This is a genomic window from Erythrobacter sp. EC-HK427 (genome assembly GCF_902498745.1).
Taxonomy (GTDB): Bacteria; Pseudomonadota; Alphaproteobacteria; order Sphingomonadales; family Sphingomonadaceae; genus Alteraurantiacibacter.
Genome location: NZ_LR701479.1, coordinates 2090037 through 2115975, shown reverse-complemented (window position 1 = coordinate 2115975; position 25939 = coordinate 2090037). Strand labels below are relative to the sequence as shown.

Here is a 25939-nt window from a genome sequence, read left to right as displayed (position 1 = left end):
CAGCTTCGGCTTCGCCTGCCACGTGATTGCTTCCCTTGCGCTTCTAGCTGTCAGCGCCCTTATCCGGGCCACTGCTGGAACTGCGAATAATATTCCTGAAGGCGACGATTATTCCGAGGAACAACCCCACCAACAGCGCCCACGGATTGATGTCGAAAAACCACCCGACGGTGTAACCGACAATCGCTCCACCAAGAACACCACCAAGCAGGTCTGCCAGCGCCCTGTTGCCCGCTTTCTCGCTGGCAGAGGTCGCTTTGACCGTTGTCCGGTTGCGCTCCTCTTCCCGCTCGCGTGCGGCTTTCAGCCGCGCTTCGAGCGCGTCGATCCGCGCATCCTCACCGATGGGTTCCCGTGCGGGTTTCTCGTCACTCATGCCTGCTCCTGTAAGACAGAAATATGGCACGGGCAAAGAGGTGCCCGCCAAGGGCGCCGCCCCCTTAGAAGGGGGGTGGTGGCGAGTCAACACGTGTGGGGCCGGAAATGGGCAAGACCTAGACCTTTGGCGGAGCCCTTACCCGCTTATCCTGCGCTCGTCGAAGGATTGCTTTTTCTTCTGGTGCTTGTGCAATCGGAAAAAGGGCGCGGCGCTGTTAGACAAGCCCAAGGCAGACGGTATGAAAGGGGATATGGAGAATTCCGAATCTCTTTTCCCCGAAACAGGCAGCGCGCCCAAGCAATCGGGTGCGCCAGGGCACCGCGCGCGGTTGCGCGAACGGCTCCTCACCGGTGGGGCAGAGGCTTTGGCGGATTACGAAGTGCTCGAATATCTGCTGTTCGGCGCTTTGGCGCGGGGGGACACGAAACCGCAGGCCAAGGCGCTGCTTGCGCGGTTCGGTTCGCTGTCCGCCGTGCTCAACGCAGAGCCCGGCGCGCTCAAGCAGGTGAAGGGCGTGTCCGATGCCTGCGTCGGCCAGATCAAGATCGCCGCGCTGGTCGCCCGCCGCATGGCGCGCAGCGAAGTAGCGGACAAGCCGGTGCTAGGCAGCTGGCAGGCGCTGCTCGATTATCTGGCGATCGACATGGCACATCTGACGGTTGAGCGCGTGCGTGTGCTCTATCTCAACGCGAAGAACCGCCTGCTGCTCGATCACCACGTGGGCGATGGCACGGTGGACGAAGCTGCGATCCATCCGCGCGAAGTCATCCGCCGCGGCCTCGATTGCGGCGCGAGCGCGCTGATCCTCGTGCACAACCACCCCAGCGGCAATCCCGAACCGAGCCGCGCAGATATCGCAATTACCAAGGCGATTGCCGAGGCCGGCCGCCATGTCGGCATCACCGTGCACGACCACGTGATCGTGGGGCGCGAAGGCCATGTAAGCCTTCGGGCGAAGGGGGTGATCTAGCAGGCGCTCATTCAGGTGGCGCAATTCCGTGCTGCGCGTATTCGGCTGCGAGCGGCGGATACATCAGCAGGCCGTGGCGGACATCCTCCGCGCCGCCTGCATCGCCCGCGTGCAACCGGACAATCCCGCGCAGATAGCGCGCCGCCGCCATTTCCGGGGCGAGCACCAGCGCCGCATCGAGATCGGCGATGGCCAGATCGTAATCCCCGCGCCGGAAATGCACCAGCGCGCGGCTGTCGAGCTGCGCCGCGGCATTGTCCGACCGTTCGACAGCCTGTGTGCAGCGCTCCACGGCGCTATCCAGCCGCAATTCGAACAGGCCACGGAACCAGCAATCGAGATTGAGCGCGGTGCTATCCTGCAGTTTGCCCTCGACCATATCGGTCATCAGCGCCTCGCCACCCGCCACATCGCCCGACATCGCCAACAAGACGCCGGTGTAATAGGCGTGGAAAGCCTCGTCCTCCTCGGCGACGGGAAGTTCGTCCATAATCGCGAGACCGCTCGCCACATCGCCATTAAGCGCCAGCAGATCGGCCAGCGTGCGGCCATAGCTGTGCGAGGGATCGAGATCATAGGCCATCCGCAGATCATCCAGCGCCGCATCGATATCGCCCAGCGACTGGTGGATAAACGCGCGCTCGGCATAGAGCGAGGCGGACGCCTCCTCCGCGATCAGGAAGTCGATATCAGGCAGCGCGCCCGCATAATCGTAGATATGCTGCATGAACCACAGGCGATACCGGCGCGGCGTGTGGTCATCCTCGTCGGCAAAGGCGATGGCGTCTTCCAGCAGATCGAGCACCGGCTGCGCCCGCTCGGCCCGTTCGGCATCGGTCAGTTCCCAGCGCCACACGACATCTTCCGGCGGGACAAGATCGGTCATGATGCTGTCATAGCGGCGCGCTTCGCGCTTCAGGGCAGGAACATCTGCCGCTGCCACTTCGCCTAGCGTTTCAAAGACTTCGACAGTGCCCGTCAGCACCCCGCCATCGATCTGCGTATTTCCGGCAACGCGCATATTGGCAATGTCGGCAGAAATGTCGGTCGGCCCGACCAGTGTGAAGCCCGCGCCGTTCTGCGGCAGCACGATCACCGATTCCATCAGCGCGCGCGAAGGCCCCACTGTCGCCACCGGAATATCCCGCCACGCCGCGCGGGAGCGGTCGGGATTGAAGGTGGGCGGCGCGTTTTCCTCGACAATGCTGCGCAGGCGCCCGTCACGCCATTCGAAGCTGGGGCGCATGATGCCGGTGAACACGGCTCCGCCAGTGGCGCTGTCATCATCGTAAGTCAGCGTAATCGCGCTGATCACGCCTTCCCTGCTGCTGCCCATGCTGCGGGCGATCATGCGCATCTGGTCCGGATCGTCGGCATCGGCCATCGCCTGGATTTGCGCCGCAGCGGGGCCGGTCATCGTCATCGACATGGTCATCAGCGCGGGCCAATCGACCCCGGCGGACTGGTCGAGCGTCACCCGCATCGCCATTTGCGGCTGGGCCAGATCGCGCTGCTCCATCGCCACCAGACCCGATCCGCCTTCGCGCAGCGGCAAGTCGTAATGGAACGGCGGCACATCGGCGAGATTGGCCACCCGCGTCGCCGTGCTCGTGCCGTCGAGCCAATAGACCACCCCGTCGATCTCCGCACGCACGATCATATGGTCAAATGCGCCGGGCAGCGGCAGCAGTTCGGGGATCGCATCGCCCGCTTGGCTGTGCACCAGCACGGTTTCCGACGTGATGCCCATTTCCCGCAGCAGGGCGAGCAGCAGGACGGATTTCGCCTTGCAATCGCCGTAGCGGATGGCCCAGGTCTCCTCCGCGCTTTGCGGCAGATAATTCCCGCCATCGAGCCCGTCGAGCAGATAGCTCACTTCATCCTGCACCAGCCGCGTGGCGAGCGCGGCGCGTTCGCGGGGATCGTCGGTCTGCGCCATGATCCGCGCCGCCTCCGCCGCAACCGGCGATCGGGCGGCAAGCTGCGCCGCGCTTTCGAAATGCGGCACCATCAGCGCGCTGAGTTCTTCCCAGCTGGCAAAACTGCCCACGCGCAGCACCGACGGGCGGCGATAGCGATAGGGCGCATCGCGCGGCACCGGATCGGCCTCTGCCAGCGGGAGATCGAGCGACAACCAGCGATACCCGTCGCGCAGTTCGGGCTCGGGCAACGTCACGCGGTCTTCCACATCCCAGTACATTTCCGCGTCCGCAGGCCAGCTGAACATCACCCGCGCCGTGCCCACTTGCCAAGGCTCGCTGCGCAGCCATTCAGCCGCCTGCACTTCGTGTCCCAGCGCCTGATCGGACAGGGTGACGCTATGCGCGATCCGCAGCACGTCGCCTTCGCGGAGGCCCGGGACGGAGACGGTCGCGGTCAGTTCGCCATCGAGCAGGCGGCGCTCCAGCCCCTGTTCGCGGCGCAACACTTCGAAGCGCACGCCCTGCGCCACCAGATCGATCACTTCGCCATCGCGGTAGATTTCGAAGCGGTGGATCGTCAGATCGCCCTTGTCGGGCAGCCAGGTGAGGCTTTGCGTATTCATGTCCATCAGCGACGCGGGATTGTCGATCCGGAAGACGCTGTCGGTGTATTCGACCACCAGCCCTGCTTCGAGCCGGAATTGCCGGTCATAGAGGATTTCCGCCGGGCCACGCTCGGCGATCAGCGCCGGGACATCGGCCTGCTGCACCCATGCGGGGGTTTGCGCATATTGCGGTTCCTCGCCAGCAAGCGCGGGCGCGCTCCAGACGATAGCGGCGAGCGGAAGGGCAGCGAGTGTCCTGTACATGAAAATCCCCTGTCGCAGCGCGAACGGCGCGCGGCTGCATTGCAATAAACAGTCTAAACCCCGCTGAATCAACGTCTCTTTTGGAATGTGGGGAAGATTGGCGCGATATGCGCCTTGCCATCGCATCTCCCCTCACCTAGCCGCGCTCGCAGCACGTCCATTGCCATCCGGAGTTACCCATGGTCCCCCGTTACGCCCGCCCCGCCATGACCGCCATCTGGGAGCCGGAGACGAAATACGAGATCTGGTTCCTGATCGAAGCGCACGCCACGCAGAAGCTCGCCGAGCTGGGGGTGGTGCCCGCGAGCGGCGCGAAGGCGCTGTGGGACTGGTGGGAGACGAACCCCGGCATCGATGTCGCCGCTATCGACGCCAAGGAAGCGGTGCTGAAACACGATGTGATCGCCTTCCTCGACTGGGTGGCGGAGCAGGTCGGCCCCGAAGCGCGGTTCATGCACCAGGGGATGACGAGTTCGGACGTGCTCGACACGACGCTGGCGGTGCAATTGGCGCGCGCGACCGATCTGCTGCTGGACGACATGGACGCCTTGCTCGCCGCCATCAAACGTCGCGCGCAGGAACACAAATACACCGCCACTATTGGCCGCAGCCACGGCATCCATGCCGAGCCGACGACCTTCGGCCTGAAGCTCGCGCAAGCCTATGCCGAGTTTGACCGTTGCCGGACGCGGCTGGTGGCCGCCCGCGCCGAAATCGCCACTTGCGCGATCAGCGGCGCGGTGGGCACCTTCGCCAATATCGACCCGTCGGTGGAAGAATATGTCGCGCAGCAGCTGGGCCTGACGGTGGAGCCAGTGAGCACGCAGGTGATCCCGCGCGACCGGCACGCCGCCTATTTTGCCACGCTGGCCGTTATCGCTTCGAGCATCGAGCGGCTCGCGGTCGAAATCCGGCACCTGCAGCGCACCGAAGTGCTGGAGGCCGAGGAGTATTTTGCGCCGGGGCAGAAGGGCTCCTCCGCCATGCCGCACAAGCGCAACCCGATCCTCACCGAGAATCTGACCGGGCAAGCGCGGATGATCCGCAGCTACGCCCTGCCGGCGATGGAAAACGTGGCGCTGTGGCACGAGCGGGATATTTCGCACTCCTCGGTCGAACGGTTTATCGGCCCAGACGCCACCATCACGCTCGACTTCGCCCTCGCCCGCCTCACCGGCGTGGTCGACAAGCTGCTGGTGTATCCGGAGCGGATGCAGAAGAATCTCGACCGAATGGGCGGCCTCGTCCATTCCCAGCGCGTGCTGCTGGCGCTGACCCAAGCCGGCATCACCCGCGACAACGCCTACCGGTTGGTGCAGCGCAACGCGATGAAGGTGTGGGAATCGGACGGCCAACTCTCGCTGCTCGAATTGCTCAAGGCGGACGAGGAAGTCGCCGCCGCGATGAGCGAGCAGGAATTGGCGGACAAGTTCAACCTCGATTATCACTTCAAGCACGTCGACACGATCTTCGCGCGGGTGTTCGGGGAATAAGGTGATGTTCTCTCCCATTTCGGGAGAGATACGGAGACTTGCGAGCTTGCTCGCTAGGCGTAGTTGAGAGGGCTTTCGACAGCCCTTCCAATCTAACTCCCCCTCGCCTAGCATCGGTAGGACGAGAAAATCGCCGGGAGGAAACGACAGTCATGCAAATCATCCGCACCATAATCTGGGTTTTGCTGCTGGTTGCGCTGCTGCTGTTCTCGATCGCCAATTGGGATCCGACAGTCACCGTGCGAATCTGGGACGGGATCGTCGTGGATACCAAGCTGCCCGCCATCGTCATCGTCAGCTTCGTGATCGGCTTCGTGCCGATGTGGCTCTATTACCGCGCGGCCAAGTGGCAGTGGCGACGCAAGGTGACGAGCCTGGAAAATGCCGTCCGCACCGCCGCCGCAACGCCTGTCGCGCCGCCGGAGACGGAGATTATCGAAGAAACCGTGTCCGACCCCGCGCCCGCTCCGGCCTATGAGCCGACCCCCGGCGCGGATATCGCCGATGCGGACAGCTCCCTTTCCCCCAGTGACGAAGCACCCAAGGCATGAGCAATCCGGTCTATCTTGCGCTCGATCTGCCGCAACTCGATGCGGCGAAAGCGTTATGCGAGAAGGTGAAAGGCCATATCGGCGGCGTGAAGCTGGGCCTCGAATTTTTCTGCGCGCATGGCCATCACGGCGTCCACGAGATCGCCCATCTCGGCCTGCCCGTTTTCCTCGACCTCAAACTGCACGACATCCCCAACACCGTGGCGGGCGCGATGCAATCGATCCATGTGCTCCAGCCGTCCATCGTGACCGTCCACGCCAGCGGCGGGCGCGCGATGATGGAGGATGCCAAGGCGGCGGCGGGGGAGGACTGCAAGGTCGTCGCGGTGACCGTCCTCACTAGTCTTGATGACACCGCGCTCAACCGCACCGGTGTCGGCGGCTCGGCGCACGATCAGGTGATGCGTCTGGCGGAACTGGCAGAGGCAAGCGGGCTCGACGGAATTGTCTGCTCCGGCCACGAGGTGAAAGCGGTTCACCAGCAATGGAAGAAGGGCTTCTTCGTCGTCCCCGGCCTGCGCCCCGGCGGCAAGGCAACCGGCGACCAGAAGCGCGTCGTCACCCCGCGTCAGGCCCGCGATGACGGCGCAAGCGTGCTGGTAATAGGCCGCCCGATAAGCCGTGCGGACGATCCGTTGGCAGCGGCCCGAGCGATTGAGGGGACGTTGTAGAAAATGACCGACCACGCCACGCCCAACCTGCCCTCGCGCGATTTTAGCTCAACCGAGGAGTTCTACTCGGCGCTTGGCTTCGAGAGCAGTTATCGCAGCGAGGGTTGGATGATCCTCCAACGCGGCGGCGTGCAGTTGGAGTTCTTCCCCTTCCCCGATCTCGATCCCTACGCCAGCAGCTTCGGATGTTGCATTCGGCTCGACGACTTAGACGGACTGGTGGCGCAGCTAGCCGCGTCAGATGTGCAGCAAGCCAAAACCGGCATTCCCCGCTATCACCCGCCACAGCGGGAGGCGAGCGGCCTGACTATCGCCTACCTCATCGACCCAGACGGTACGCTGTTGCGGCTCATCCAGAACGACTAGTTTGGGGGAGGAGGAGGTACTCGAGGAGCAGAACCGCCTAGCTCAGAATTGCTATCCATAGCTTCGGCCAAGACCTCCGAGTTGATGTCCCAGCCGTGCAATTCCATCTGATCGCCAGTGCCTTTGAACGTGAAAGTCTCTGTCGCTTCTCCGTTTTGATAGGTTGACGACATTGTGATAACCGTAGTTGTCTCGCCGTTGTTGCTGTTGAGATTGAAGCCCGTCCGCTCGCTGCTTTGCAGTTCTCCAAGAGATGATCGAACCAGTCCTTTCAGTCTGACGTAAGCGTCATCTAACTCGGAGCGGGTGCTCCCTTCCCGACTTGGGCCATGCATATCGGCCTGGAATTCAGCGATTAGGCGTTCACTGCTGTCCATCTGGGCAACCGGATTGCACGCCGACAATACGAGCGCGCACATTGCACCCAAAAACCAACGCATAATCAGTCCCCTCGATTCTTTGACCAAGCAAACATTGCCCACTTTCCCCGCCAACGCAATTCACCTAAGCCCCCTCCCCATGCCGCAACAGCTGATCAAGATCTGCGGGCTCACCACGCCCGACACGGTCGATGCCGCCATCGATGCTGGCGCCACGCATATTGGCCTCGTGCATTACGAGCCGAGCCCGCGCCATGTCAGCCTCGAAGATGCCGCGAAGCTGCGGATGCGGGTGCCCGAAAGCGTCAAGGTCGTGCTGCTGACCGTCAGCCTCGACCCCACCGAGACAGCGCTCGCCTTGCAGGAATTGCAGCCCGACGTGCTGCAATTGCACGGTGCGGAAGCGCCTGAGTGGCTCGCCATTCTAAAAGCCAAGACCAAGATCGAAATCTGGAAGGCGCTGGGCATCAAGGACAAGGCGACGCTGGAAAAGGCCGCGCGTTACAAGGATGCGGCGCACCGGCTGCTGTATGACGCGGCGGCGGGCGCGCTGCCGGGGGGCAATGGCCTCGCGCTCGACTGGCGGCTGCTGCTGGGGCACGACCATGTGCTGCCCTGGGGCCTTGCGGGCGGACTGACCCCGGCGAATGTCGGCGATGCGATCCGCTTTACCGGCGCGGAACTGGTCGATGCCTCATCCGGCCTCGAAAGCGAAAAGGGCGTGAAGGATACGGCCAAAATTGCCGCTTTTTGCAAGGCGGCACTTGCGGCTAGGGAAGCATTATGACCGAACAGAAACCCAATTCCTTCCGTACCCAACCAGACGATCGCGGCCATTTCGGCCAGTTTGGCGGGCGCTATGTCGCCGAAACGCTGATGCCGCTGGTGCTCGATCTGGAGCGTGAGTATCGTAAGGCGCAGGCCGATCCCGCGTTCAAGGCGCAGTTTGACGATTTGCTCGAACACTATGTCGGCCGCCCCAGCCCGCTCTATTTCGCGCCGCGTCTGACCGAGGAATTGGGCGGCGCGCAGATCTGGTTCAAGCGCGACGAGCTGAACCATACGGGCGCGCACAAGATCAACAATTGCATCGGGCAAATCCTGCTCGCCATGCGCATGGGCAAGAAGCGGATTATCGCCGAGACCGGCGCGGGCCAGCACGGCGTGGCGACTGCCACCGTCTGCGCACGCTTCGGCCTGCCTTGCATCGTCTACATGGGCGCAGAGGATGTGCGGCGGCAGTCGCCCAACGTGTTCCGCATGAAGCTGCTGGGCGCGCAGATCGTGCCGGTAACGGCGGGTCGCGGGACGCTGAAGGATGCGATGAACGAGGCTTTGCGCGACTGGGTCGCCAATGTGCATGACACGTTCTACATCATCGGCACAGCGGCTGGCCCGCATCCCTATCCCGAACTTGTCCGCGATTTCCAAAGCGTAATCGGGCGCGAGGCGCGCGCGCAAATGCTGAGCCGGACAGGCAAGCTGCCCGATCTCGCGGTCGCCTGCATCGGCGGCGGATCGAACGCTATCGGCCTGTTCCATCCCTTCCTCGACGATCCAGAAGTCAGGCTTTTGGGCGTGGAAGCGGCGGGCAAGGGTCTGGATGGAGACGAACACGCCGCCAGCCTTGCGGGCGGTTTCCCCGGCGTGCTCCACGGCAACAAGACCTATCTGCTGCAAGACGAGGACGGCCAGATCACCGAAGGCCACTCGATCAGCGCGGGGCTCGACTATCCGGGCATCGGGCCGGAACACGCGTGGCTGAAAGAGACGGGCCGCGTCGAATACACCTCCGCCACCGATGAGGAGGCGTTGGAGGCGTTCCAGCTGCTCTGCCGCACCGAGGGGATTATCCCCGCGCTGGAGCCGTCCCACGCCATCGCCGCCGTAGCAAAGGTCGCGCCGACAATGGACAAGGATCAGACGATCCTGATGAATTTGTGCGGACGGGGGGATAAGGATATTTTCACGGTGGCTGAGGCGTTGGGAGTGGAGATTTGATGCCTAACTCCACACAACACGTCACTCCGGACATGATCCGGAGTCAGGCTTGCTCTGACAAAGCGCAACAGGATGTCTTGGCCCGGCTCGGAGCCCGGAGTGACGATAATCCCGCGACCAATACGGGCACCAACTCTTGAAGTCCCGTCGCGACCTGTTGATTGGCGGCGTGGTGGCGACATCCGCAGCCTTTGCGAGCTTTACCGCGATGGACAGCTTTGCCGATGCATCGCCCACCCAGAATGCGCTGCATATTGCCGGTTATTTCTTCGTTGCTATTGCGCTCTATCTGTTCTTCAAAGGCCTTCGCACTCAGCAATGACACGCCTTTCTACCACCGTCATCCCGGCGAAGGCCGGGATCCATTTCAGCGGCAGCGCCTATGCCCCGATGGATTCCGGCCTTCGCCGGAATGACGAATAGCTTGAAACCTGGGGAGGGGTAGTTTGAGACGAGACTGGAGGCTGCATCTGGCCGTTTTCTTGCTGGGAGTCGGTCTTATCGCGCGCGAGACATACCACTCCAAGTTTTTGTGGTGGAAGGTCAGTATCGAGAAGGAAGCTGAGGCGCAGGCGCCGGGCATTCCAACCTGTCAATTCGACTGCCGACCCACACCTTTCGAAATCTCGGCATGGGGCGATACAGGCTTGGTGACATTGACTGCTGCATTTGCCTTACTCATCTGGACAATATTAGAATCCGCAAAATGACCCGCCTCTCCACCACCTTCTCCGCCCCTCGCCCCGCCCTTGTCGCTTTCATCACCGCTGGCGATGGCGACACTGCGGCCAATCTTGATGCGCTTGTCGAAGGCGGCGCGGATGTTATCGAGTTGGGGATGCCTTTCACCGATCCGATGGCGGACGGCCCCGCGATCCAGGCGGCGAATATCCGTGCGCTCGGCAATGGCACCAAAACCGCCAATGTGTTCGCGCTCGCCACGGCGTTCCGTGCGCGTCACCCTGACGTGCCGCTGGTGCTGATGGGCTATGCCAATCCGATGATCCGGCGCGGGCCGGACTGGTTTGCCGATGCCTGCGCGGCGGCGGGCGTCGATGGCATCATCTGCGTCGATCTTGCGCCGGAGGAGGACGAAGACCTTGGCCCGGCTTTGCGCGCGCGCGGCATCGCCCCGATTCGCCTCGCCACCCCGACCACGGACGAAGCGCGCCTGCCGCGTGTACTCGACGGGTCGAGCGGGTTTCTGTACTACGTCAGCGTGGCGGGCATCACCGGCAAGCAGGCCGCCGCCATCGTATCGATCGAGGCGAATGTGGCGCGCATCAAGCAGCACTCCGATCTGCCCGTCGCGGTCGGTTTTGGCGTGCGCACGCCCGAACAGGCGGCGGAAATCGCGCGTGTTGCCGATGGGGTCGTCGTCGGCAGCGCCTTTGTCGATCTGGTCGCCAAGCACGGCACAGACGCGCCCGAGCACTTGCGCGAACTGGCTGCGCAATTGGCCGAGGCTATCCACACCGCCCGCTAAACCCGTCATTGCGAGGAGCCGCAGGCGACGTGGCAATCCAGTCCAGCCTTCAGAACTGGATTGCTTCGCCTCCGGCTCGCAATGACAGCAAATTGAAGCTAAGGAACCCGACATGAGTTGGCTAACCCGAGTCCGCGAGCGCCTGCCGTTTATGAGCAAGCGCGAAACCCCCGACAATCTGTGGGTCAAATGCCCGCGCTGTCAGGAGATGGTGTTCCAGAAGGAATATGAGGCGAACCTCTATGTTTGCCCCAAATGCGAGCATCACGGCCGCATCGGAGCCGATGCGCGGCTGGAGCAGTTGCTGGACGCAGGCTACTCCGTCCTCCCCGCGCCGCAAGTGGCCGACGATCCGCTGAATTTCCGCGATACCAAGCGGTATAAGGATCGCATCAAGGCCGCGCGCGCCAGCAATCCGCGCCCCGACGCCTTCACCGCTGCTTATGGCGCGATCGACGGTGTTCCTGCGGTGGTCGGCGTGCAGGACTTCACCTTTATGGGCGGCAGCATGGGCATGGCAGTGGGCGATGCCTTTATCGCCGCTGCGCAAAAGGCGCTGGACGCGCGCTGCGGCTTTGTCTGCGTCACCGCTGCGGGCGGCGCGCGGATGCAGGAGGGCATCCTTAGCCTGATGCAAATGCCCCGCGCGACGGTGATGACGCGGCGGCTGAAAGAGGCGGGCCTGCCCTATATCGTCGTGTTGGCCGATCCGACCACAGGCGGCGTAACCGCCAGCTACGCGATGCTGGGCGACGTGCATATTGCCGAGCCGGGCGCACTGATCGGCTTTGCAGGCCAGCGGGTGATCCAGGAAACCATCCGCGAGAAACTGCCCGAAGGCTTCCAGCGCGCCGAATATCTGCACAAGCACGGGATGGTCGACATGGTTGTGCCGCGCGGGGAGTTGAAAGCGACTCTCGCGAGCATTCTGGGCTATCTCAGCCCGGCGAAGGCGGCGTGAGGCGAGTTGCTCCCCTCCCGCTTGCGGGAGGGGCCGGGGGAGGGCCTGTCACAATTGCCACCCCGCTGACACGCCCTCCCCTAACCCCTCCCGCAAGCGGGAGGGGAATGTGAAAGACTTCGCCATCTCCGATGATCCCGCCGTCCAGCGACAGTTGGACAGGCTCGGCGAACTTCCGCTGCCTACCGACAAAATCGGCCTCGAAACCATTGAAACGCTGCTGGAACGCCTCGGCAATCCGCAGCGCGCCTTGCCGCCGGTGTTCCACGTCGCGGGGACAAACGGCAAAGGCTCGACCTGCGCCTTCCTGCGCGCAATGCTTGAGGCGGACGGCAAGCGCGTCCACGTCCACACCAAGCCGCATCTGGTGCGCTATAATGAGCGTATCCGTATCGGCGGCGAGTTGGTGTCCGACGCGATGCTCGCCAGCCTGCTGGAGGAAGTGTTTGACGTGGCGGGTGATCTTCCCGCCAGCTTCTTCGAAATCACCACCGCAGCGATGTTCCTCGCCTTTCACCGCGAGCCTGCCGATGCCTGCGTGATCGAAGTCGGCCTGGGCGGACGCTTCGATGCGACCAATGTGCTGGAAAGCCCCGCCGCCTGCGGGATTGCGGCGCTGGGGGTCGATCATGCCGATTGGCTGCTGCAGGAAGACCCAACCGCGCCGCCCCCGCACCCGCCCTTGGTGCGGATCACTTTCGAGAAGGCGGGGATTGCGCGCAATGGCTCGCCGCTGGTGACGCAGAGCTATCCGCCCGAAGTCGAGCAGCGCATCGCCGAAAGCGCCGCCGCTGCGGGTGCCGTTCTCGCAATGCGCGGGCGCGACTGGTTTGCCGAGACGTCGCCAGACGGCATCACCTATCGCGACACACGCGGCGAACTCGCCCTGCCCCTCCCCACCCTGCCCGGCGCGCATCAGGCGGATAACGCCGCGCTCGCCGTGGCGATGCTCCGGCACCAGGATGCGGTGCCGGTGTCGGACGAGGCACTGGCGGCGGGCATTCGCGCTGCAACTTGGCCCGCGCGGCTGCAAACCCTCCGGCCAGGCCCGCTGACCGAGCTTGCTGGCGAGCGGCCCGTGCTGCTCGATGGCGGACACAACGAGGATGCGGCGGGCGCGCTCGCACGGCATCTGGCGACGCTGGGCGCGCCGGTGGATGCGATCATCGGCATGATCAAAACGAAGGACGCGCGCGCCTTTCTGCGCGTGATCGCGCCGCATGTCCGCTCGCTCACCGCCGTGCCGGTCAGCGGGCATGACGGCGTGGAGCCCGAGGAAATGGCCGCGATGGCGCGCGAGGTGAGGCTCACGGCAGAGGCTGCGCTGGAGCTAACCGCCGCCGTCGAAGCGCAGGCGGGCCGGAGCGGCACGCTGCTGATCGCCGGTTCGCTCTACCTTGCAGGCGAAGTGCTGCGGTTGAACCGCGAGTGGCCTCAATAAATCCGACTGCCCTGAGCCTGTCGGAAGCGAAGCTGGCCCTAGGCCAACGGCTGCACTTTCTTCGGCCCTAGGCGCTAGTCAGAAAGAAAAACAGTCCTTCGACAGGCTCAGGACAAGCGGGGTTTAGTTAGGAGAGCCCAACCCTACCCCGCCACCATATGGGCGTCCGGCTGCACCACGCCGCTATCTCTGCCGGTGCGGATGACCCTTATCCATTCCATCGCGCACAACACTACCGCCACAAGGCCGATCAGCGCGGTGAAGATAAAGACGTAGTAATAGCCGCGATCCTCGATCATCTGGCCCAGCGCGCCGCGCCCCAGCGTACCGATCAGCAGCGTAAGCGAGGCGAGCAGCGCGAATTGCACGGCGGCGTATTTCTTCGCCACGATGGAACTGAGCCACGCGATATAGGCAGCCCCCGCAATGCCGATGGCGAGGTTCTCCCAGAAGATCGTGAAGGCGAGCTTCGCCAGCCCTTCGGATGGCGGAGCGGCCACGAAGAATAGCGGGGCCACCCATGCGGCGAAATTATCGACCAGCCAGGTGAAGCCGATCGCATCGCTCGCCGCTTGCATCGCTGCGCCGCCCACGGCGAGGTTGGCATAGAGCAGGTTTGTTGCCGCCGCAATGATCGCCCCGAAGGTCAGCATGAACATCCGCCCGAACACGGTAATCAGCCAGCCGCCCAGCGCGAGGCCGAGCAGGATGGCGATGATGCCGAGGATCTTCGAGGCAAACGCGACGTCCTCTCCGGTGTATCCCAGCTCGCCGAGATAGAATGGATAGGCGAACACGCCCCACACCGAATCGGTGATGCGATAGGTCAGTACCAGCGCGAGGATCAGCATCAGCGACCAGCCCATGCGGCTGACAAACTCGACCAGCGGCAGCACCAGCGCGCGGTAAAGATGATCTGTCCACTTCACATCATAGTCCGAAACCGCACCGGAAGAAGCTGCGATGACATTCACCCCGTCACGCTGCTCCTTTGCCACCCATGCGGCGATGAAGGCGGGCAGCACGATTGTCGCCAGCACGATAAGCGGGCCGAAGATCGCGGTAAATTCGGTTGGGTCTGGCCGACCGCTCTCGCCCGAAGGCAACATTCCCAATAGCCAACTGATGTTGAAACTGCGCTCCGTCCCGAAAAGGCTGAAACTCCATGTAGGGGTGATGGGAGCGGTGCCGGTCATGGAGCGGGTCATGAAGATGATTACGATCAGGATCGCCCACGCCCAAAGCACACCCACTGCAAGCAGCGCGCGGTTGCGCACTTCCCCGGTCACTTCCCCGGGATTGTAGAGTTCTGCCACTTCGTCCCGATTGGCGGCGGCATTGGCCGCGCGGTCGTCCGACACGCGGGCGTCGGGCGCAAACAGCGCGGCAAGGCCGATCACCAGCATAAAGCCGCCGAACAGGACGTAAACGAAAGGCCAGCCGTAGCGGTCTGCCCAAATAAGGCCGAATGCTCCGCCTACCAGCGAAGCAAGGCGAAAGCCCATTTGCGTCAGCGTAGAGAGGATGTCGAGCGTTGCATCCTCGTCCGCGACATCGATGCGCCAGGCATTGATGCCGATATCCTGCGTCGCGCTCGCAAAGGCCCCGATGGCGGCCAGAAGGCTGAACCATGCGAGCGCATTCTTGGGGTCGAGCGTGCTCATCACAACCAGCGCAATGCCGATAATCAGCTGCATCGGCGCAATCCACTGCTTGCGCTTGCCCAATTTACTCAGCCCCGGAATATCGACCTTGTCGAGCAGCGGCGACCAGAGGAACTGGAAGGCATAGGCAAGGCCGACAAGGCTGAACACGCCCATCGTTTCCAGATCGACCTCTGCCTCGCTCAGCCACGCATAGAGCGTGCCGAGAAACAGCGCGGGGGGCAGGCCTTGGGCAAAACCGAACAGCACCATGAAGCCACTCTTGGGATTGCGTAAGGAACGGAACAGCGTTCCCCAGCCCGGCTTTTTCTTTGTCTCCACGGCGGCCTCAGCCATTTTTGACACTCCCCGAAATCATGTCCTTGTTCGCAATACTGCTAAACCATCGCAATGGAAGGCTGGATGAACGGGCTCTCTGCGGATAAGGGCCGTGCTATGTCCGAAAATGAACGCCCCGAGGGCGACCGCATCGCCAAATTGCTCGCCCGTGCGGGTGTTGCCAGCCGCCGTGAAATCGAGCGGATGATCGAAGATCGGCGCATCAAGATCGGCGAGGACTTTGTCACCTCGCCCGCCACCTTCCTCACCAGCCTCAACGGCGTGACGGTGGACGGCAAACCGGTCGCCAAGCCCGAGCGCACGCGGCTGTTCGCCTTTCACAAGCCCACCGGCCTGCTGACGGCAGAGCGCGATTTCTCCGGCCGCCCGACGATCTACGCCGCCTTGCGCAATGCCTTGCCGCAGGGCACGCCCCGGATGATGCCGGTCGGGCGGCTGGATATGAATACCGAAGGGCTGCTGCTGCTCACCAATGATGGCGGCCTGAAGCGGCAAATGGAATTGCCGAGCAGCGAAATCCCGCGCACCTACCGCGCGCGCACCTTTGGCGATATCTCGCAGGAACAGCTCGAAACGCTGATCGAGGGCGTCGAAGTGGACGGAATGCGGTATGACCGGATCGATGCCAATCTGGAACGCCGCACTGGCCAGAACCAGTGGATCGAGCTGACGCTCACCGAAGGCAAGAACCGCGAAGTGCGCCGCGTGCTCGAACATTTCGGGCTGAAAGTGAACCGGCTGATCCGCACCGCCTACGGCCCCTTCGGCCTCGCCGACTTGCCGCGCGGTGCAGCGGTGGAAATCGGCAAGGAAGATGTCGAGCGGTTCCGCGCGAGCCTTGCATCATGAGAATCATCGCCGGGGAATGGAAGCGCCGCCCGCTCACCGCGCCGCCGGGCGATGCCACGCGGCCCACATCTGACCGGACGCGCGAAACGCTGTTCTCCATGCTCACCAGCCGGCTTGGCAGCTTTGCCGATCTGCGCGTCGCCGACCTGTTCGCAGGCTCCGGCGCGCTCGGGCTGGAGGCGCTGAGCCGGGGTGCGGCGCATTGCCTGTTTGTCGAGCAGGACGCCGCCGCCATCCGCGCGCTGCGCAAGAATATCGCCGCTTTGCGCGCGCAGGCCCAATGCGATGTGATGGCGGCATCGGTGCTCAGCCTCGGCCCAGCGAAGCAGCCGCTTGACCTTATCATGCTCGATCCGCCCTACAAATCCGGCGCGGGCGCGGTGGCGATCGACAAGCTGGTCCGGCTCGGCTGGATTGGCCCGGCGACATGGGTCACGCTGGAAATCGGCGTCAAGGAAGACGCGCAGGTGCGCCGCCTGGAGGTGGAATCCGAACGCAAGGTGGGCGCGGCGAAGCTGGTGTTCTTCAGGATGCCCGAATAAGGCCCGCGCCGCCCTTGCGGGCAACACACGCGTTCTCTACCTGTTCACCGGTGACGACTCCCCCTGCCCTCTCCCCCACGCCCGAATGGCTGGCGCACTTGAACGATCCGCAGCGCGAGGCTGTGCTGACGACCGAAGGCCCTGTGCTGATGCTGGCGGGTGCGGGCACGGGCAAAACCGCCGCGCTTACCCATCGCCTCGCCCATATCGTTCGCGAGCGGCTGGCGTGGCCGAGCGAAATCCTCTGCGTCACCTTTACCAACAAGGCTGCGCGTGAAATGCGTGAGCGGGTGGGCAGGCTGACCGGCGGCGCGCTTGAAGGGATGCCGTGGCTCGGCACCTTCCACTCGGTCGGCGCGAAAATGCTGCGCCGCCATGCCGAATTGGTCGATCTGAAAAGCAATTTCACCATCATCGACACCGACGACCAGCTGCGCCTGCTCAAAACGCTGATCCGCGAACACGAGATTGACGAGAAGCGCTGGCCGCCGCGCCAGCTTGCGGGGCTGATCGATAGCTGGAAGAACAAGGGGCTGACTCCGGCCGACCTGACGCCGGTGGACAATGAAAGCTACGCCAATGGCCGGGGGCAGGAGATCTACCGCCTCTATCAGGCGCGGCTGATCAGCCTCAACGCCTGCGATTTCGGCGACCTGCTGCTGCACGTCCTCACCATTTTCCGCCAGCATCACGACGTGCTGGAGCAATATCGCCAGCGGTTCAAATATGTGCTGGTGGACGAGTATCAGGATACCAACGCCGTCCAGTATCTGTGGCTCCGCCTGATCGCGCAGAGCCGAAAAAATATCTGCGTGGTGGGGGATGACGACCAGTCGATCTATTCATGGCGCGGGGCAGAGGTCGCCAATATCCTGCGGTTTGACAAGGATTTTCCCGGCGCGAAAGTCATCAAGCTGGAACAGAATTACCGCTCCACCCCGCAAATCCTCGCCGCCGCCAGCGGGCTGATCGCGGCGAACAGCCAGCGGCTGGGCAAGACGCTGTGGACGCAGCTGCCCGAAGGCCCGAAAGTGCGCGTCATCGGCGTGTGGGACGCACCCGAGGAAGCAAGGCGCGTCGGAGAGGAAATCGAGCGGCTGGAGCGCGAGGGGCTGGGGCTCGACCAGATCGCCATCCTCGTACGCGCGCAATACCAGACTCGCGAATTTGAAGACCGCTTCATCCAGATCGGGCTTTCCTACAGGATCGTCGGCGGCTTCAGGTTCTACGAACGCGCCGAAATCCGCGATGCGCTGGCCTATCTGCGGGTGATCGCGCAGCCGGCGGACGATCTGGCGTTCGAGCGGATCTACAACCAGCCCAAGCGCGGGCTTGGCGATAAAACGCTGGAGAAGATGTACCAGCACGCCCGCCGTACCGGCCAACCGCTCGCCGCAGCCGGGCTGGAACTGGCCGATAGCGACGATCTGCCCGCCCGTGCGCGCGGCACTATCGCCAATCTTATGCGGCTGTTCGTCCAATGGCGCGCGATGGCGGAGGCAGTGACGCCTGCTGACCTGATGCGCGCCGTGCTGGAGGAATCGGGCTATGACGCGATGCTGAAAGCAGACCGCTCGCCCGAGGCCGCGGGCCGCGCGGAGAACCTCACCGAACTCGCACGCGCGATGGAGGAATACGAAACGCTCGAAGACTTCCTCGAACACGTCGCGTTGGTGATGGACAATGACGCGCGCGATGATGGCGAGAAGGTCACCATCATGACGATGCACGCGGCAAAGGGGCTGGAGTTTGACCACGTCTTCCTGCCCGGCTGGGAGGAAGGCGTATTCCCCAGCCAGCGGTCACTCGACGAAGGCGGGCTCGCCAGCCTGGAGGAGGAACGCCGCCTCGCCTATGTCGCGATCACCCGCGCGCGGCGCAAATGCACGATCCTGCACGCGGCGAACCGGCGGATTTTTGGCCAGTGGAACAGCTCCATCCCCAGCCGCTTTGTCGAGGAATTGCCGGAAGAGCAGATCGAGGTGGAAACCACGATGACGGGCGGCAAATCGCTGTGGCAAGCCAATTGGAGCGAGAGCGAAGACCCCTTCGCGCATGTTTCACAAAGCCGCCCCGAACGCTCCTCCGCACGCGGCCCCGGCTGGCAACGGGCATTGGCGACAGGCTATGACACGAAGCAGCAACGTGTGCGCGAAAGCACCAGCAGCGCCGCCAGCTTCGCCTCGCGGCCCCGCACCGACATCACCGTAGGAATGCGCGTCTTCCACGAGAAATTCGGCTATGGCGAGGTGACGGGGCAGGAAGGCAACAAGCTGCTGATCGCCTTCGACCACGCGGGCGAAAAGCGGGTGATTGATAGCTTTGTGAGTTTGGGGTGAGTGTGAAGCAGGCAGCGGGCGGTGTCTCGAAGAGATCAACGGCGAGTTTCGTACAATCAATTGATGTTGCAGCAAGCGCACTCCGCTTTTCTGGAAACCCCTGCTAATCGCTCCCCATGCCCTTTCGCGATATCGCCCTCCTCGTCTTGCTCTGCGTCATCTGGGCGGCGAACGTTATTGTCAGCCGGATTGTCGTTACCGATCTCGCCGTTCCGCCGCTGTTCTTTGCTGCGCTGCGCTCGCTGGTCGTCGTCGCGGCGCTCATTCCGTGGCTGCAATGGCCGGGGAAGGACTGGTGGCGGGTCGCTTTGGTGACCACGTCTGTCAGCGGGCTCGGCTTTGCGCTCATGTTTGTCGGCTTGCAGGATGCCACCCCTTCCTCGGCCGCCATCGTGCAACTGTCCGGTGCTCCGATGACGGTGTTGCTGGCCATCGTGATCCTTGGCGAGAAAGTCCGTTGGCGGCGCGGGATCGGCATTGCGCTGGCGCTGGCAGGCGTGCTGCTCGCAGTGGCCTCTCCCGCCGGATGGGCGAACAGCACAGGATTGCTCTTTATCTTTGCCGGAGCGTTCGTCGGCGCGCTCGGATCGGTCTATCTAAAGCAAATCGACCTTTCCCCTCTCCGCCTGATGGCGTGGGCGGGGTTCTTTTCGACATTGTTGCTGTTCCCGCTAAGCCTATTGCTGGAACAAGGTCAGGTCGGCGCGGTCACCGCCGCGCCGCTGCCATTCGGCGCATCGCTTGCCTTTTCGGGGCTCGTCGTCTCGGTCTTCGCACACACCGCCTATTTCCATGTCCTGCAACGCAACGAGGCGGGCGTCGTCGCACCGATCACGCTGCTGACGCCGATTTTCACCATCCTGATGGGCGCAAGCATTACCGGTGACGAGGTGAGCGGGCTGATGCTGGTGGGCGGAGCTTTGGCGGTAGCAGGTGTGCTCGTTATCACGATCCGCCCGAGCGCGACCTTCTTTAAGGGACTGCTGGTGCGGCCCAGGCTCTAGTCATGCACCGCCCGTATCGCATCCCCGAACCCGCTCTGTCCGAGCCAACCCACTTGCGTTTCTGCGGTCACGCGGTTGATCTCTGTCTGCGGCACGAAGCCGCCGCTTACCGGCATCCGCAGGGGCCGTGTGCCCGGGGCCATAGCAATGAGTTGTTCGATGGCGCGGGGGACGTCCATCGGGTCGGCGCTGCGGCCTGAGCCGTCTTCCTCGCCCATGCGGCTCACGACTGCCGAATAGCCCGAAGTGTGCCGCTCCTCCGCCCGTTCGCGCAAGCTGCGCGTGTAGATATTGCGGTTGACCCACACATCAGTCGGGTAGCCGCCGGGTTCGACAATCGCCACGTCGATGCCGTGCGGCACGAGTTCGTAGGCGAGTTGTTCGCCCATCGCTTCCAGCGCGAATTTGGTGGCGGAGTAATGCCCCGAATAGGGCACGATTACGCGGCCCAGCTGGCTGCTGATGGGGATAATCAGCCCCCTCCCTGCCGCGCGCATTCCCGGCAGCACCGCGCGCACCATGCGCTGGCAACCGAAAACATTGGTGTCGAAAATCAACCGCGTCGCTTCCATGTCCTGCACCTCGGCAGGGCCGGTAATGCCGATGCCGGCATTGTTGACGAGCACATCGAGCGGCCCGCCATTGATGCGCTCCGCCTCGGCGACGCCCGCTGCAACGCTTTCATCGGAGAGCACGTCGATTTCGAGGATGTGGATGTCCAGCCCCTCGGCTGCGGCCAGTCCGGCCAGTTCGGCACCTTCGGGACGCGGCAGATTGCGCATGGTGGCGAAAACCTTCGCACCGGCCCGCGCATAATGCTCCGCCCCCAGTCGCCCGAAGCCCGACGAACAGCCGGTGATCAGCACCGAAGTGCCGCTCAGATTGCGCGGCGTGTAGGCCTCCTGCGCCCGCACGCCGGTGGCAGCGACCGCGCCCAAGGCAGCGGTTCCGGCGAGCAGGCTACGGCGGGTGATATCAGGCATGGCGGGTTCCTCGGTTCGGTCTGGATGGTGGCTACCATACCAAATCCGCCCCTCGGCAACAGTTCCGCCAATTATGCAGCGATCAGGCGGCTCCGGCCTCGCCCGCTAGGGTGGCGTCCGCGCGATACCGCTTCTCCCACGGCCGCGCGAGTTCCCCAAGCAAGCCGCGCGTGCCCTCTTCGATGCCGGTTTCGCAATCGATATAGGGGGCAGGGTCGACATAGGTGCCGAAGAGCCTGTCCCACAGGGTGACGGTGTTGCCGTAATTGGTGCCCATCAGCGCTTCATCGCGGATATGGTGCAACCGGTGCGCGGCGGGAGAAATCAGCACTTTGCCGAGCGGGCCCAAGGTCCACGGTACATCGGCATGGATGAACGTGCCCCACCAGGTCCGGATCACACCCGCCAGCACAATCGCCCAGACAGGCAGACCCAGCGCCAGCACCAGCAGCAAATCGACCAGCATCGACAGCGCCTTGCCGACCGGATGCTTGCGATGGACGCTCAGCCAGTGGATCGCGGTGTCAGCATGGTGGGTTGCGTGATAGCGCCAGAGCGCGGGATGATGTTCCAGCCGGTGCCGCCAATAGGCGACCAGATCGATCAGCAGGATGGTGACGAGCAAGACGACCACGCCCGGCACTCCCGCCCAGAACCCGGCAAACCAGCGCTCGCCGTCAACGATGCCGGTGATGGTGAGAAACGGGATCGCCACCAGCGGCGCGACAATCATGCTGTTGATCGCAAATAGCAGCACATTGGTGGTCGCCTCGCGGCGCACGCGGCGCATCGCTTCGAGGATCGCGGCGCGTTTCACGATCACGGCCAGCAGGATAAAGAACAGCGCCATCGGCGCGGTATCGCGCAGCGGGCTCCAGATGGTGGAAAGCACAGCGTCCATGCGGGGGTTCATGCCCGCAAAAGCCCTAATTTCCGCTTAAGATTTCAGCTGGTCGAGATGTCGAGGAAAGCGGGTTTCGGGCCGTTCCATTCGCCAGCGGGCACCGGCGGATCATCCTGCGGATAGCGACCGCGCCCGCGCGGTTCGGCGCTGCGGGATTCGGCCTTGCGGTCGTCCCGGCGCGGTTCTGGCTTGCGTTCCGGTCTGGGCTCCGGCTTGCGCTCTTCCCGGCGGCTCTCTTCGCGCGGCTTGCGCTGGCGTTCGCGCGGTGCGGCTTCGGCATCAGCATCGTCACGGCTGCGCGACCGCTGGCGCTTGGGCTTTTCCTCCGCCGTATCGTCATCACCCGATGTGTCTCGGGTCTTGGGTGCCGGAGCCTTGGGCAGTTCGACGCGCACGTCCTTCTTGCCGAACACAGGCACTGTCGCGCCGGTCAGCTTCTCGACATTGGCGATCGCCTCTGCATCCTCGGGCGCGACGAAGGTGAAGGCCCGCCCCTTAGCGCCAGCGCGGCCGGTGCGGCCGATGCGATGCACGTAATCGTCGGGGTGCCACGGCGTATCGAAGTTGAAGACGTGCGAGACACCCTTGATATCGAGCCCGCGCGCAGCAACATCGGAGGCAACGAGAATATTGATCTCGCCCGATTTGAACCGCTGCAATTCGGCATTGCGCTGGTTCTGGTCGATATCGCCGTGGATTTCGCCCGATTTGAACCCGTGCTGTTGCAGGCTCTTGTTGAGCTCGCGCACCGTCGTCTTGCGGTTGGCGAAGATGATCGCGGTTTCCACCAGATCATTGCGCAGCAGCCAGCGCAGGGTTTCGCGTTTTTCGCGCGTGGCGACCGGAATTTTGAAGGCGGTAATGTCGGCATTGGTGGATGCCGCCCGGCTCACTTCGATGCGCTTGGGGTTGTTGAGGAAGGTTTTCGCCAGCTTCGTAATCGGCGGCGGCATGGTGGCGCTGAACAGCAGCGTCTGGCGCTGTTCGGGCAGTTTGGAGCAGATAAATTCGATATCCGGGATGAAGCCCATGTCGAGCATCCGGTCCGCCTCGTCGATCACCAGCAATTCGCAGCCCGAAAGCAGGATCTTGCCGCGTTCGAACAAGTCCATCATCCGGCCCGGCGTGGCGATCAGCACGTCCACGCCGTCAGACAGCGCCTTCACCTGCTCGCCCATCTGCACGCCGCCGATCAGCAGCGCCATTTTGAGATCGTGGTTCTTGCCGTATTTCTCGAAATTCTCCGCCACCTGCGCCGCGAGTTCGCGGGTCGGCTCCAGAATCAGCGAGCGCGGCATCAGCGCGCGGCGGCGGCCATTGGCCAGCACATCGATCATCGGCAGCACGAAGCTGGCGGTTTTGCCCGTGCCCGTTTGTGCAATACCGATCATGTCGCGCATCATCAGCACCGAAGGGATCGCCTCCGCCTGGATCGCGGTCGGCGTGGTATAGCCCGCCTCCTCCACAGCTTGGAGCAATTGGGGCGAAAGGCCGAGATCGGCAAAAGTGGTCAAAGCGCGGTGTTTCCGAAGATAAGGGCAGGAGCGGCAATGCGCTGCAAGCAGACGCGCGCCCTATGCAGCACAGGGGTGAAAAGTCAAGATTCGTGAAGGTGGCGCAGTGCCCGCGAATTAATCGGCGATGGCGACCAAGCGGGTGAACTGGGCAATCTGGCAACTGGCCCCGGCGCGCGACTGCAAACGGTCGCGATTGACGCACAGCCGCCCGTCGCTGCTGCGTTCGGTGTAAAAGCCTGCGTAGAAAGCGCGCGCATTGCAGCCTTCGACCAGCCGCGCTGCCAGAATCTGGTTCTGGTTGGTGAAGAACAGCAGCCGCCCGTCATTGCTCGGCTGCACGCCGATGACATTGTTCGCGGTCACGCATTCGCCGAATTCCGCCTCGGCATAGCTTGTGCTGAGCGGGCGGCGGGGCAGTTCTGCCAGCATTTCGCTGCGTGCATCGCGCGGGCCGGGGGTCACGCGCACGACCACGCGGCCACGGATGCGCACCTGATGCTGCACAACCGGCTGCCGCGCTTCCTCCAATGTGTTGAACGGCGGCAACTGGCCGGGACTGCTGCCCGTCAGCGGCACCGATTGCGGCCCGTTGACCTGCCCCGGCCGCAGCGGATCAGCGTCCTGCGCCTCCACCTGCACCGCCAGCCACACCGCGAGCAGCGGAGCGACCAGAAATGCCAGCAAAAGAAGGGGGAGTTTGTGCTTCATCAATCCTGTCACAGCGGCCTATTTGTTGGGCCTCGGGCAAGCAATGCGATGCCAAACGCGCCATCGCTTGGCCACTCTCCTAGCGCGCGGGATTGAATGTTGGCTTAACTGCTTGGCAATCCCGCCACCAAAATGGCATTGGCAGGCCATGAGCGAATTTGCACTTGCAGCGGCCAACCTGCTCGGCCCGCGCGGTTGGACGCAAGATAGCGAGCTGGTCGATCCGTGGCTGACCGATTGGCGCGGGCGCTATACCGGGCGCGCCATCGGCCTCGCCTCGCCCGCCTCGACTGCGGAGGTCGCCGCATTGGTCAGACTGTGCGCCGAGCATGGCGTGCCGATTGTGCCGCAAGGCGGGAATAGCGGAATGTGCGGCGGCGCAACCCCCGATGCGAGCGGCACCGCTATCCTGCTCTCGCTGCGGCGGATGGCGGCGATCCGGCGGTTTGACGCGGCGGCGCGCGAGATCACCTGCGATGCGGGTGTGGTGCTGCAAACGCTCCACGACACGGTCGAAGCCGAAGGCCTGCGCTTCCCGCTCACTCTGGGCGGCAAGGGATCGGCGACCATTGGCGGGCTGATCTCGACCAATGCGGGCGGCACGCAGGTGCTGCGCCACGGGGTGATGCGCGCGCAGGTGTTGGGGATCGAAGCGGTGCTGGCCGATGGCACGGTGTTCGACGCGCTGACGCCGCTGAAGAAAGACAATCGCGGGTTTGACCTCAAGCAGCTGCTGATCGGTTCGGAGGGGACGCTGGGGATTGTCACCGCGGCCACACTGCAATTGCAGCCCGCGCTGGCCGGGCGCAGCGTGCTGTGGGCGGGGCTTTCCTCGATCACCGATGCGCGCGCGCTTCTGCTCCATGCGCAGAAGGTAGCGGGCGACGCTTTGGAGGGGTTCGAAGTCATCCCGCAATCCTCGCTTACCGCCGTGCTCGATCATGTCCCCGGCACGCGCGCCCCGCTGGCAGGCGAGCACCCTTGGCACGCGCTGATCGAACTGGCGGGCGATGCCGCCAGCGCCGAAGCCCTACCTGCGCTTGCCGAAAATCTGCTCGCCAGCGCGTTCGAGGAAGGGCTGATCGAAGACGCGACGATTGCCGCCAGCGAAGCGCAGGCCGAACAATTCTGGCTGCTGCGCGATTCGATTTCCGCTGCCGAGCGCGCGCATGGCCCCGCGATGCAGCACGATATTTCGGTTCCGGTGGCGCGGATGGCCGATTTTATCGCCGCCACCGCGCCCAAGCTGGAAGCGCGCTTTCCGGGCACCCGCGCCATCGCTTTCGGCCATTTGGGCGACGGCAATGTCCACTTCCACGCCATCGCCCCCGCAGGAGCGGTGCGCGGCGAATGGGAGGAGCGCGAAGGCAAGGCCATCAGCCGTTTCGTGCATGATGAAGTCACCGCCTGGGGCGGCTCGATCAGCGCCGAACACGGCATCGGGCAGATGAAGCGGGCGGAGCTGGCGCGGGTCGGTGATCCGGTGCATCTGGCCATGCTACGGGCGGTGAAACGCGCGCTCGATCCGCAGGGGCTGCTCAATCCGGGCAAGCTGGTTGATACCGACGGGTAGCCTAGGCCATGCAGACGCTTGCCCTTC

The 25939-nt window shown here is 63.7% G+C and carries 24 protein-coding genes; 16 read left to right on the top strand and 8 right to left on the bottom strand.

The window, feature by feature from the left end:
- Nucleotides 1-43 precede the first annotated feature (43 nt).
- On the bottom strand, nt 44-376 hold the full coding sequence (locus GC121_RS10380) for an AtpZ/AtpI family protein (protein ID WP_151974209.1): 333 nt from the start codon (nt 374-376) through the stop codon (nt 44-46).
- A gap of 253 nt (nt 377-629) precedes the next feature.
- Between GC121_RS10380 and radC the strand changes: the two genes are divergently transcribed.
- Nucleotides 630-1349 carry a DNA repair protein RadC gene (radC, locus tag GC121_RS10375; RefSeq protein WP_370513768.1) on the top strand — a complete coding sequence of 240 codons (720 nt, stop codon included), beginning with the start codon at nt 630-632 and terminating at the stop codon, nt 1347-1349.
- Nucleotides 1350-1356: 7 nt separating this feature from the next.
- Here radC and GC121_RS10370 read toward each other — a convergent pair whose 3' ends face one another.
- Nucleotides 1357-4140, bottom strand: a complete 2784-nt coding sequence (locus GC121_RS10370) for a DUF3857 domain-containing protein (RefSeq protein ID WP_199857828.1) — start codon at nt 4138-4140, stop codon at nt 1357-1359.
- Nucleotides 4141-4319: 179 nt separating this feature from the next.
- On the opposite strand from GC121_RS10370, the gene purB reads away from it, so the two are divergent.
- The 4 genes from purB to GC121_RS10350 all read left to right on the top strand — a co-directional run bounded on the left by purB (nt 4320) and on the right by GC121_RS10350 (nt 7221).
- Complete coding sequence (purB, locus tag GC121_RS10365; protein ID WP_151974206.1) at nt 4320-5633, top strand: adenylosuccinate lyase; 1314 nt, start codon at nt 4320-4322, stop codon at nt 5631-5633.
- 152 nt (nt 5634-5785) lie between these two features.
- Nucleotides 5786-6184 (top strand): LapA family protein, encoded by a 399-nt coding sequence (locus GC121_RS10360; RefSeq protein ID WP_151974205.1) that lies wholly within the window; start codon nt 5786-5788, stop codon nt 6182-6184.
- Complete coding sequence (gene pyrF, locus GC121_RS10355) at nt 6181-6855, top strand: orotidine-5'-phosphate decarboxylase (RefSeq protein ID WP_151974204.1); 675 nt, start codon at nt 6181-6183, stop codon at nt 6853-6855. Before GC121_RS10360 ends, pyrF begins: the two co-directional genes overlap by 4 nt.
- Before the next feature lie 3 nt (nt 6856-6858).
- Entirely contained in the window at nt 6859-7221 is a 363-nt protein-coding gene (locus GC121_RS10350) for a bleomycin resistance protein (RefSeq protein ID WP_151974203.1), read from the top strand.
- Here the strand turns inward: GC121_RS10350 and GC121_RS10345 are convergent.
- Nucleotides 7218-7661, bottom strand: a complete 444-nt coding sequence (locus GC121_RS10345) for a hypothetical protein (protein WP_151974202.1) — start codon at nt 7659-7661, stop codon at nt 7218-7220. The genes GC121_RS10350 and GC121_RS10345 overlap by 4 nt on opposite strands.
- Nucleotides 7662-7740: 79 nt before the next feature.
- Between GC121_RS10345 and GC121_RS10340 the strand changes: the two genes are divergently transcribed.
- The 6 genes from GC121_RS10340 (at nt 7741) to GC121_RS10315 (ending at nt 13490) form a co-directional block, all read left to right on the top strand.
- Nucleotides 7741-8388 (top strand): phosphoribosylanthranilate isomerase, encoded by a 648-nt coding sequence (locus GC121_RS10340; protein ID WP_151974201.1) that lies wholly within the window; start codon nt 7741-7743, stop codon nt 8386-8388.
- Nucleotides 8385-9602 carry a tryptophan synthase subunit beta gene (gene trpB, locus GC121_RS10335; RefSeq protein ID WP_151974200.1) on the top strand — a complete coding sequence of 406 codons (1218 nt, stop codon included), beginning with the start codon at nt 8385-8387 and terminating at the stop codon, nt 9600-9602. The genes GC121_RS10340 and trpB overlap by 4 nt, the downstream gene beginning before the upstream one ends.
- A gap of 172 nt (nt 9603-9774) precedes the next feature.
- Nucleotides 9775-9924, top strand: a complete 150-nt coding sequence (locus GC121_RS15325) for a hypothetical protein (RefSeq protein WP_199857827.1) — start codon at nt 9775-9777, stop codon at nt 9922-9924.
- A gap of 384 nt (nt 9925-10308) precedes the next feature.
- A complete protein-coding gene (trpA, locus tag GC121_RS10330; protein ID WP_151974199.1) occupies nt 10309-11088 on the top strand; it encodes a tryptophan synthase subunit alpha in 780 nt (259 codons plus the stop codon).
- Nucleotides 11089-11200: 112 nt separating this feature from the next.
- Complete coding sequence (gene accD / locus GC121_RS10325; protein ID WP_151974198.1) at nt 11201-12049, top strand: acetyl-CoA carboxylase, carboxyltransferase subunit beta; 849 nt, start codon at nt 11201-11203, stop codon at nt 12047-12049.
- Nucleotides 12050-12158: 109 nt separating this feature from the next.
- On the top strand, nt 12159-13490 hold the full coding sequence (locus GC121_RS10315; protein WP_151974197.1) for a folylpolyglutamate synthase/dihydrofolate synthase family protein: 1332 nt from the start codon (nt 12159-12161) through the stop codon (nt 13488-13490).
- Nucleotides 13491-13633: 143 nt separating this feature from the next.
- On the opposite strand, the gene GC121_RS10310 is transcribed toward GC121_RS10315, so the two are convergent.
- The gene (locus GC121_RS10310) at nt 13634-15490 is read right to left on the bottom strand and encodes an MFS transporter (RefSeq protein WP_151974196.1); all 1857 of its coding nucleotides are present in this window, start codon (nt 15488-15490) and stop codon (nt 13634-13636) included.
- 66 nt (nt 15491-15556) lie between these two features.
- Between GC121_RS10310 and GC121_RS10305 the strand changes: the two genes are divergently transcribed.
- From GC121_RS10305 to GC121_RS10290, 4 genes are all read left to right on the top strand, one after another.
- Nucleotides 15557-16342, top strand: coding sequence for a pseudouridine synthase (locus GC121_RS10305; RefSeq protein ID WP_234421203.1), 786 nt, complete (start codon nt 15557-15559; stop codon nt 16340-16342).
- Nucleotides 16339-16884, top strand: a complete 546-nt coding sequence (gene rsmD / locus GC121_RS10300) for a 16S rRNA (guanine(966)-N(2))-methyltransferase RsmD (RefSeq protein WP_151974194.1) — start codon at nt 16339-16341, stop codon at nt 16882-16884. The genes GC121_RS10305 and rsmD overlap by 4 nt, the downstream gene beginning before the upstream one ends.
- 50 nt (nt 16885-16934) lie before the next feature.
- The gene (locus GC121_RS10295; RefSeq protein WP_151974193.1) at nt 16935-19223 is read left to right on the top strand and encodes an ATP-dependent helicase; all 2289 of its coding nucleotides are present in this window, start codon (nt 16935-16937) and stop codon (nt 19221-19223) included.
- A gap of 116 nt (nt 19224-19339) precedes the next feature.
- Nucleotides 19340-20227 (top strand): DMT family transporter, encoded by an 888-nt coding sequence (locus GC121_RS10290; RefSeq protein WP_151974192.1) that lies wholly within the window; start codon nt 19340-19342, stop codon nt 20225-20227.
- Here GC121_RS10290 and GC121_RS10285 read toward each other — a convergent pair.
- From GC121_RS10285 to GC121_RS10270, 4 genes are all read right to left on the bottom strand, one after another.
- Complete coding sequence (locus tag GC121_RS10285; protein WP_151974191.1) at nt 20224-21210, bottom strand: SDR family oxidoreductase; 987 nt, start codon at nt 21208-21210, stop codon at nt 20224-20226. The two genes, GC121_RS10290 and GC121_RS10285, sit on opposite strands and share 4 nt — an antisense overlap.
- Before the next feature lie 82 nt (nt 21211-21292).
- Entirely contained in the window at nt 21293-22111 is an 819-nt protein-coding gene (locus GC121_RS10280) for a sterol desaturase family protein (RefSeq protein WP_151974190.1), read from the bottom strand.
- A 44-nt stretch (nt 22112-22155) separates the two neighbouring features.
- Nucleotides 22156-23628 carry a DEAD/DEAH box helicase gene (locus tag GC121_RS10275; protein WP_151974189.1) on the bottom strand — a complete coding sequence of 491 codons (1473 nt, stop codon included), beginning with the start codon at nt 23626-23628 and terminating at the stop codon, nt 22156-22158.
- A 117-nt stretch (nt 23629-23745) separates the two neighbouring features.
- A complete protein-coding gene (locus GC121_RS10270) occupies nt 23746-24339 on the bottom strand; it encodes a hypothetical protein (protein WP_151974188.1) in 594 nt (197 codons plus the stop codon).
- A gap of 148 nt (nt 24340-24487) precedes the next feature.
- Between GC121_RS10270 and GC121_RS10265 the strand changes: the two genes are divergently transcribed.
- Nucleotides 24488-25912, top strand: coding sequence for an FAD-binding oxidoreductase (locus GC121_RS10265; protein ID WP_151974187.1), 1425 nt, complete (start codon nt 24488-24490; stop codon nt 25910-25912).
- Nucleotides 25913-25939: the final 27 nt, after the last annotated feature.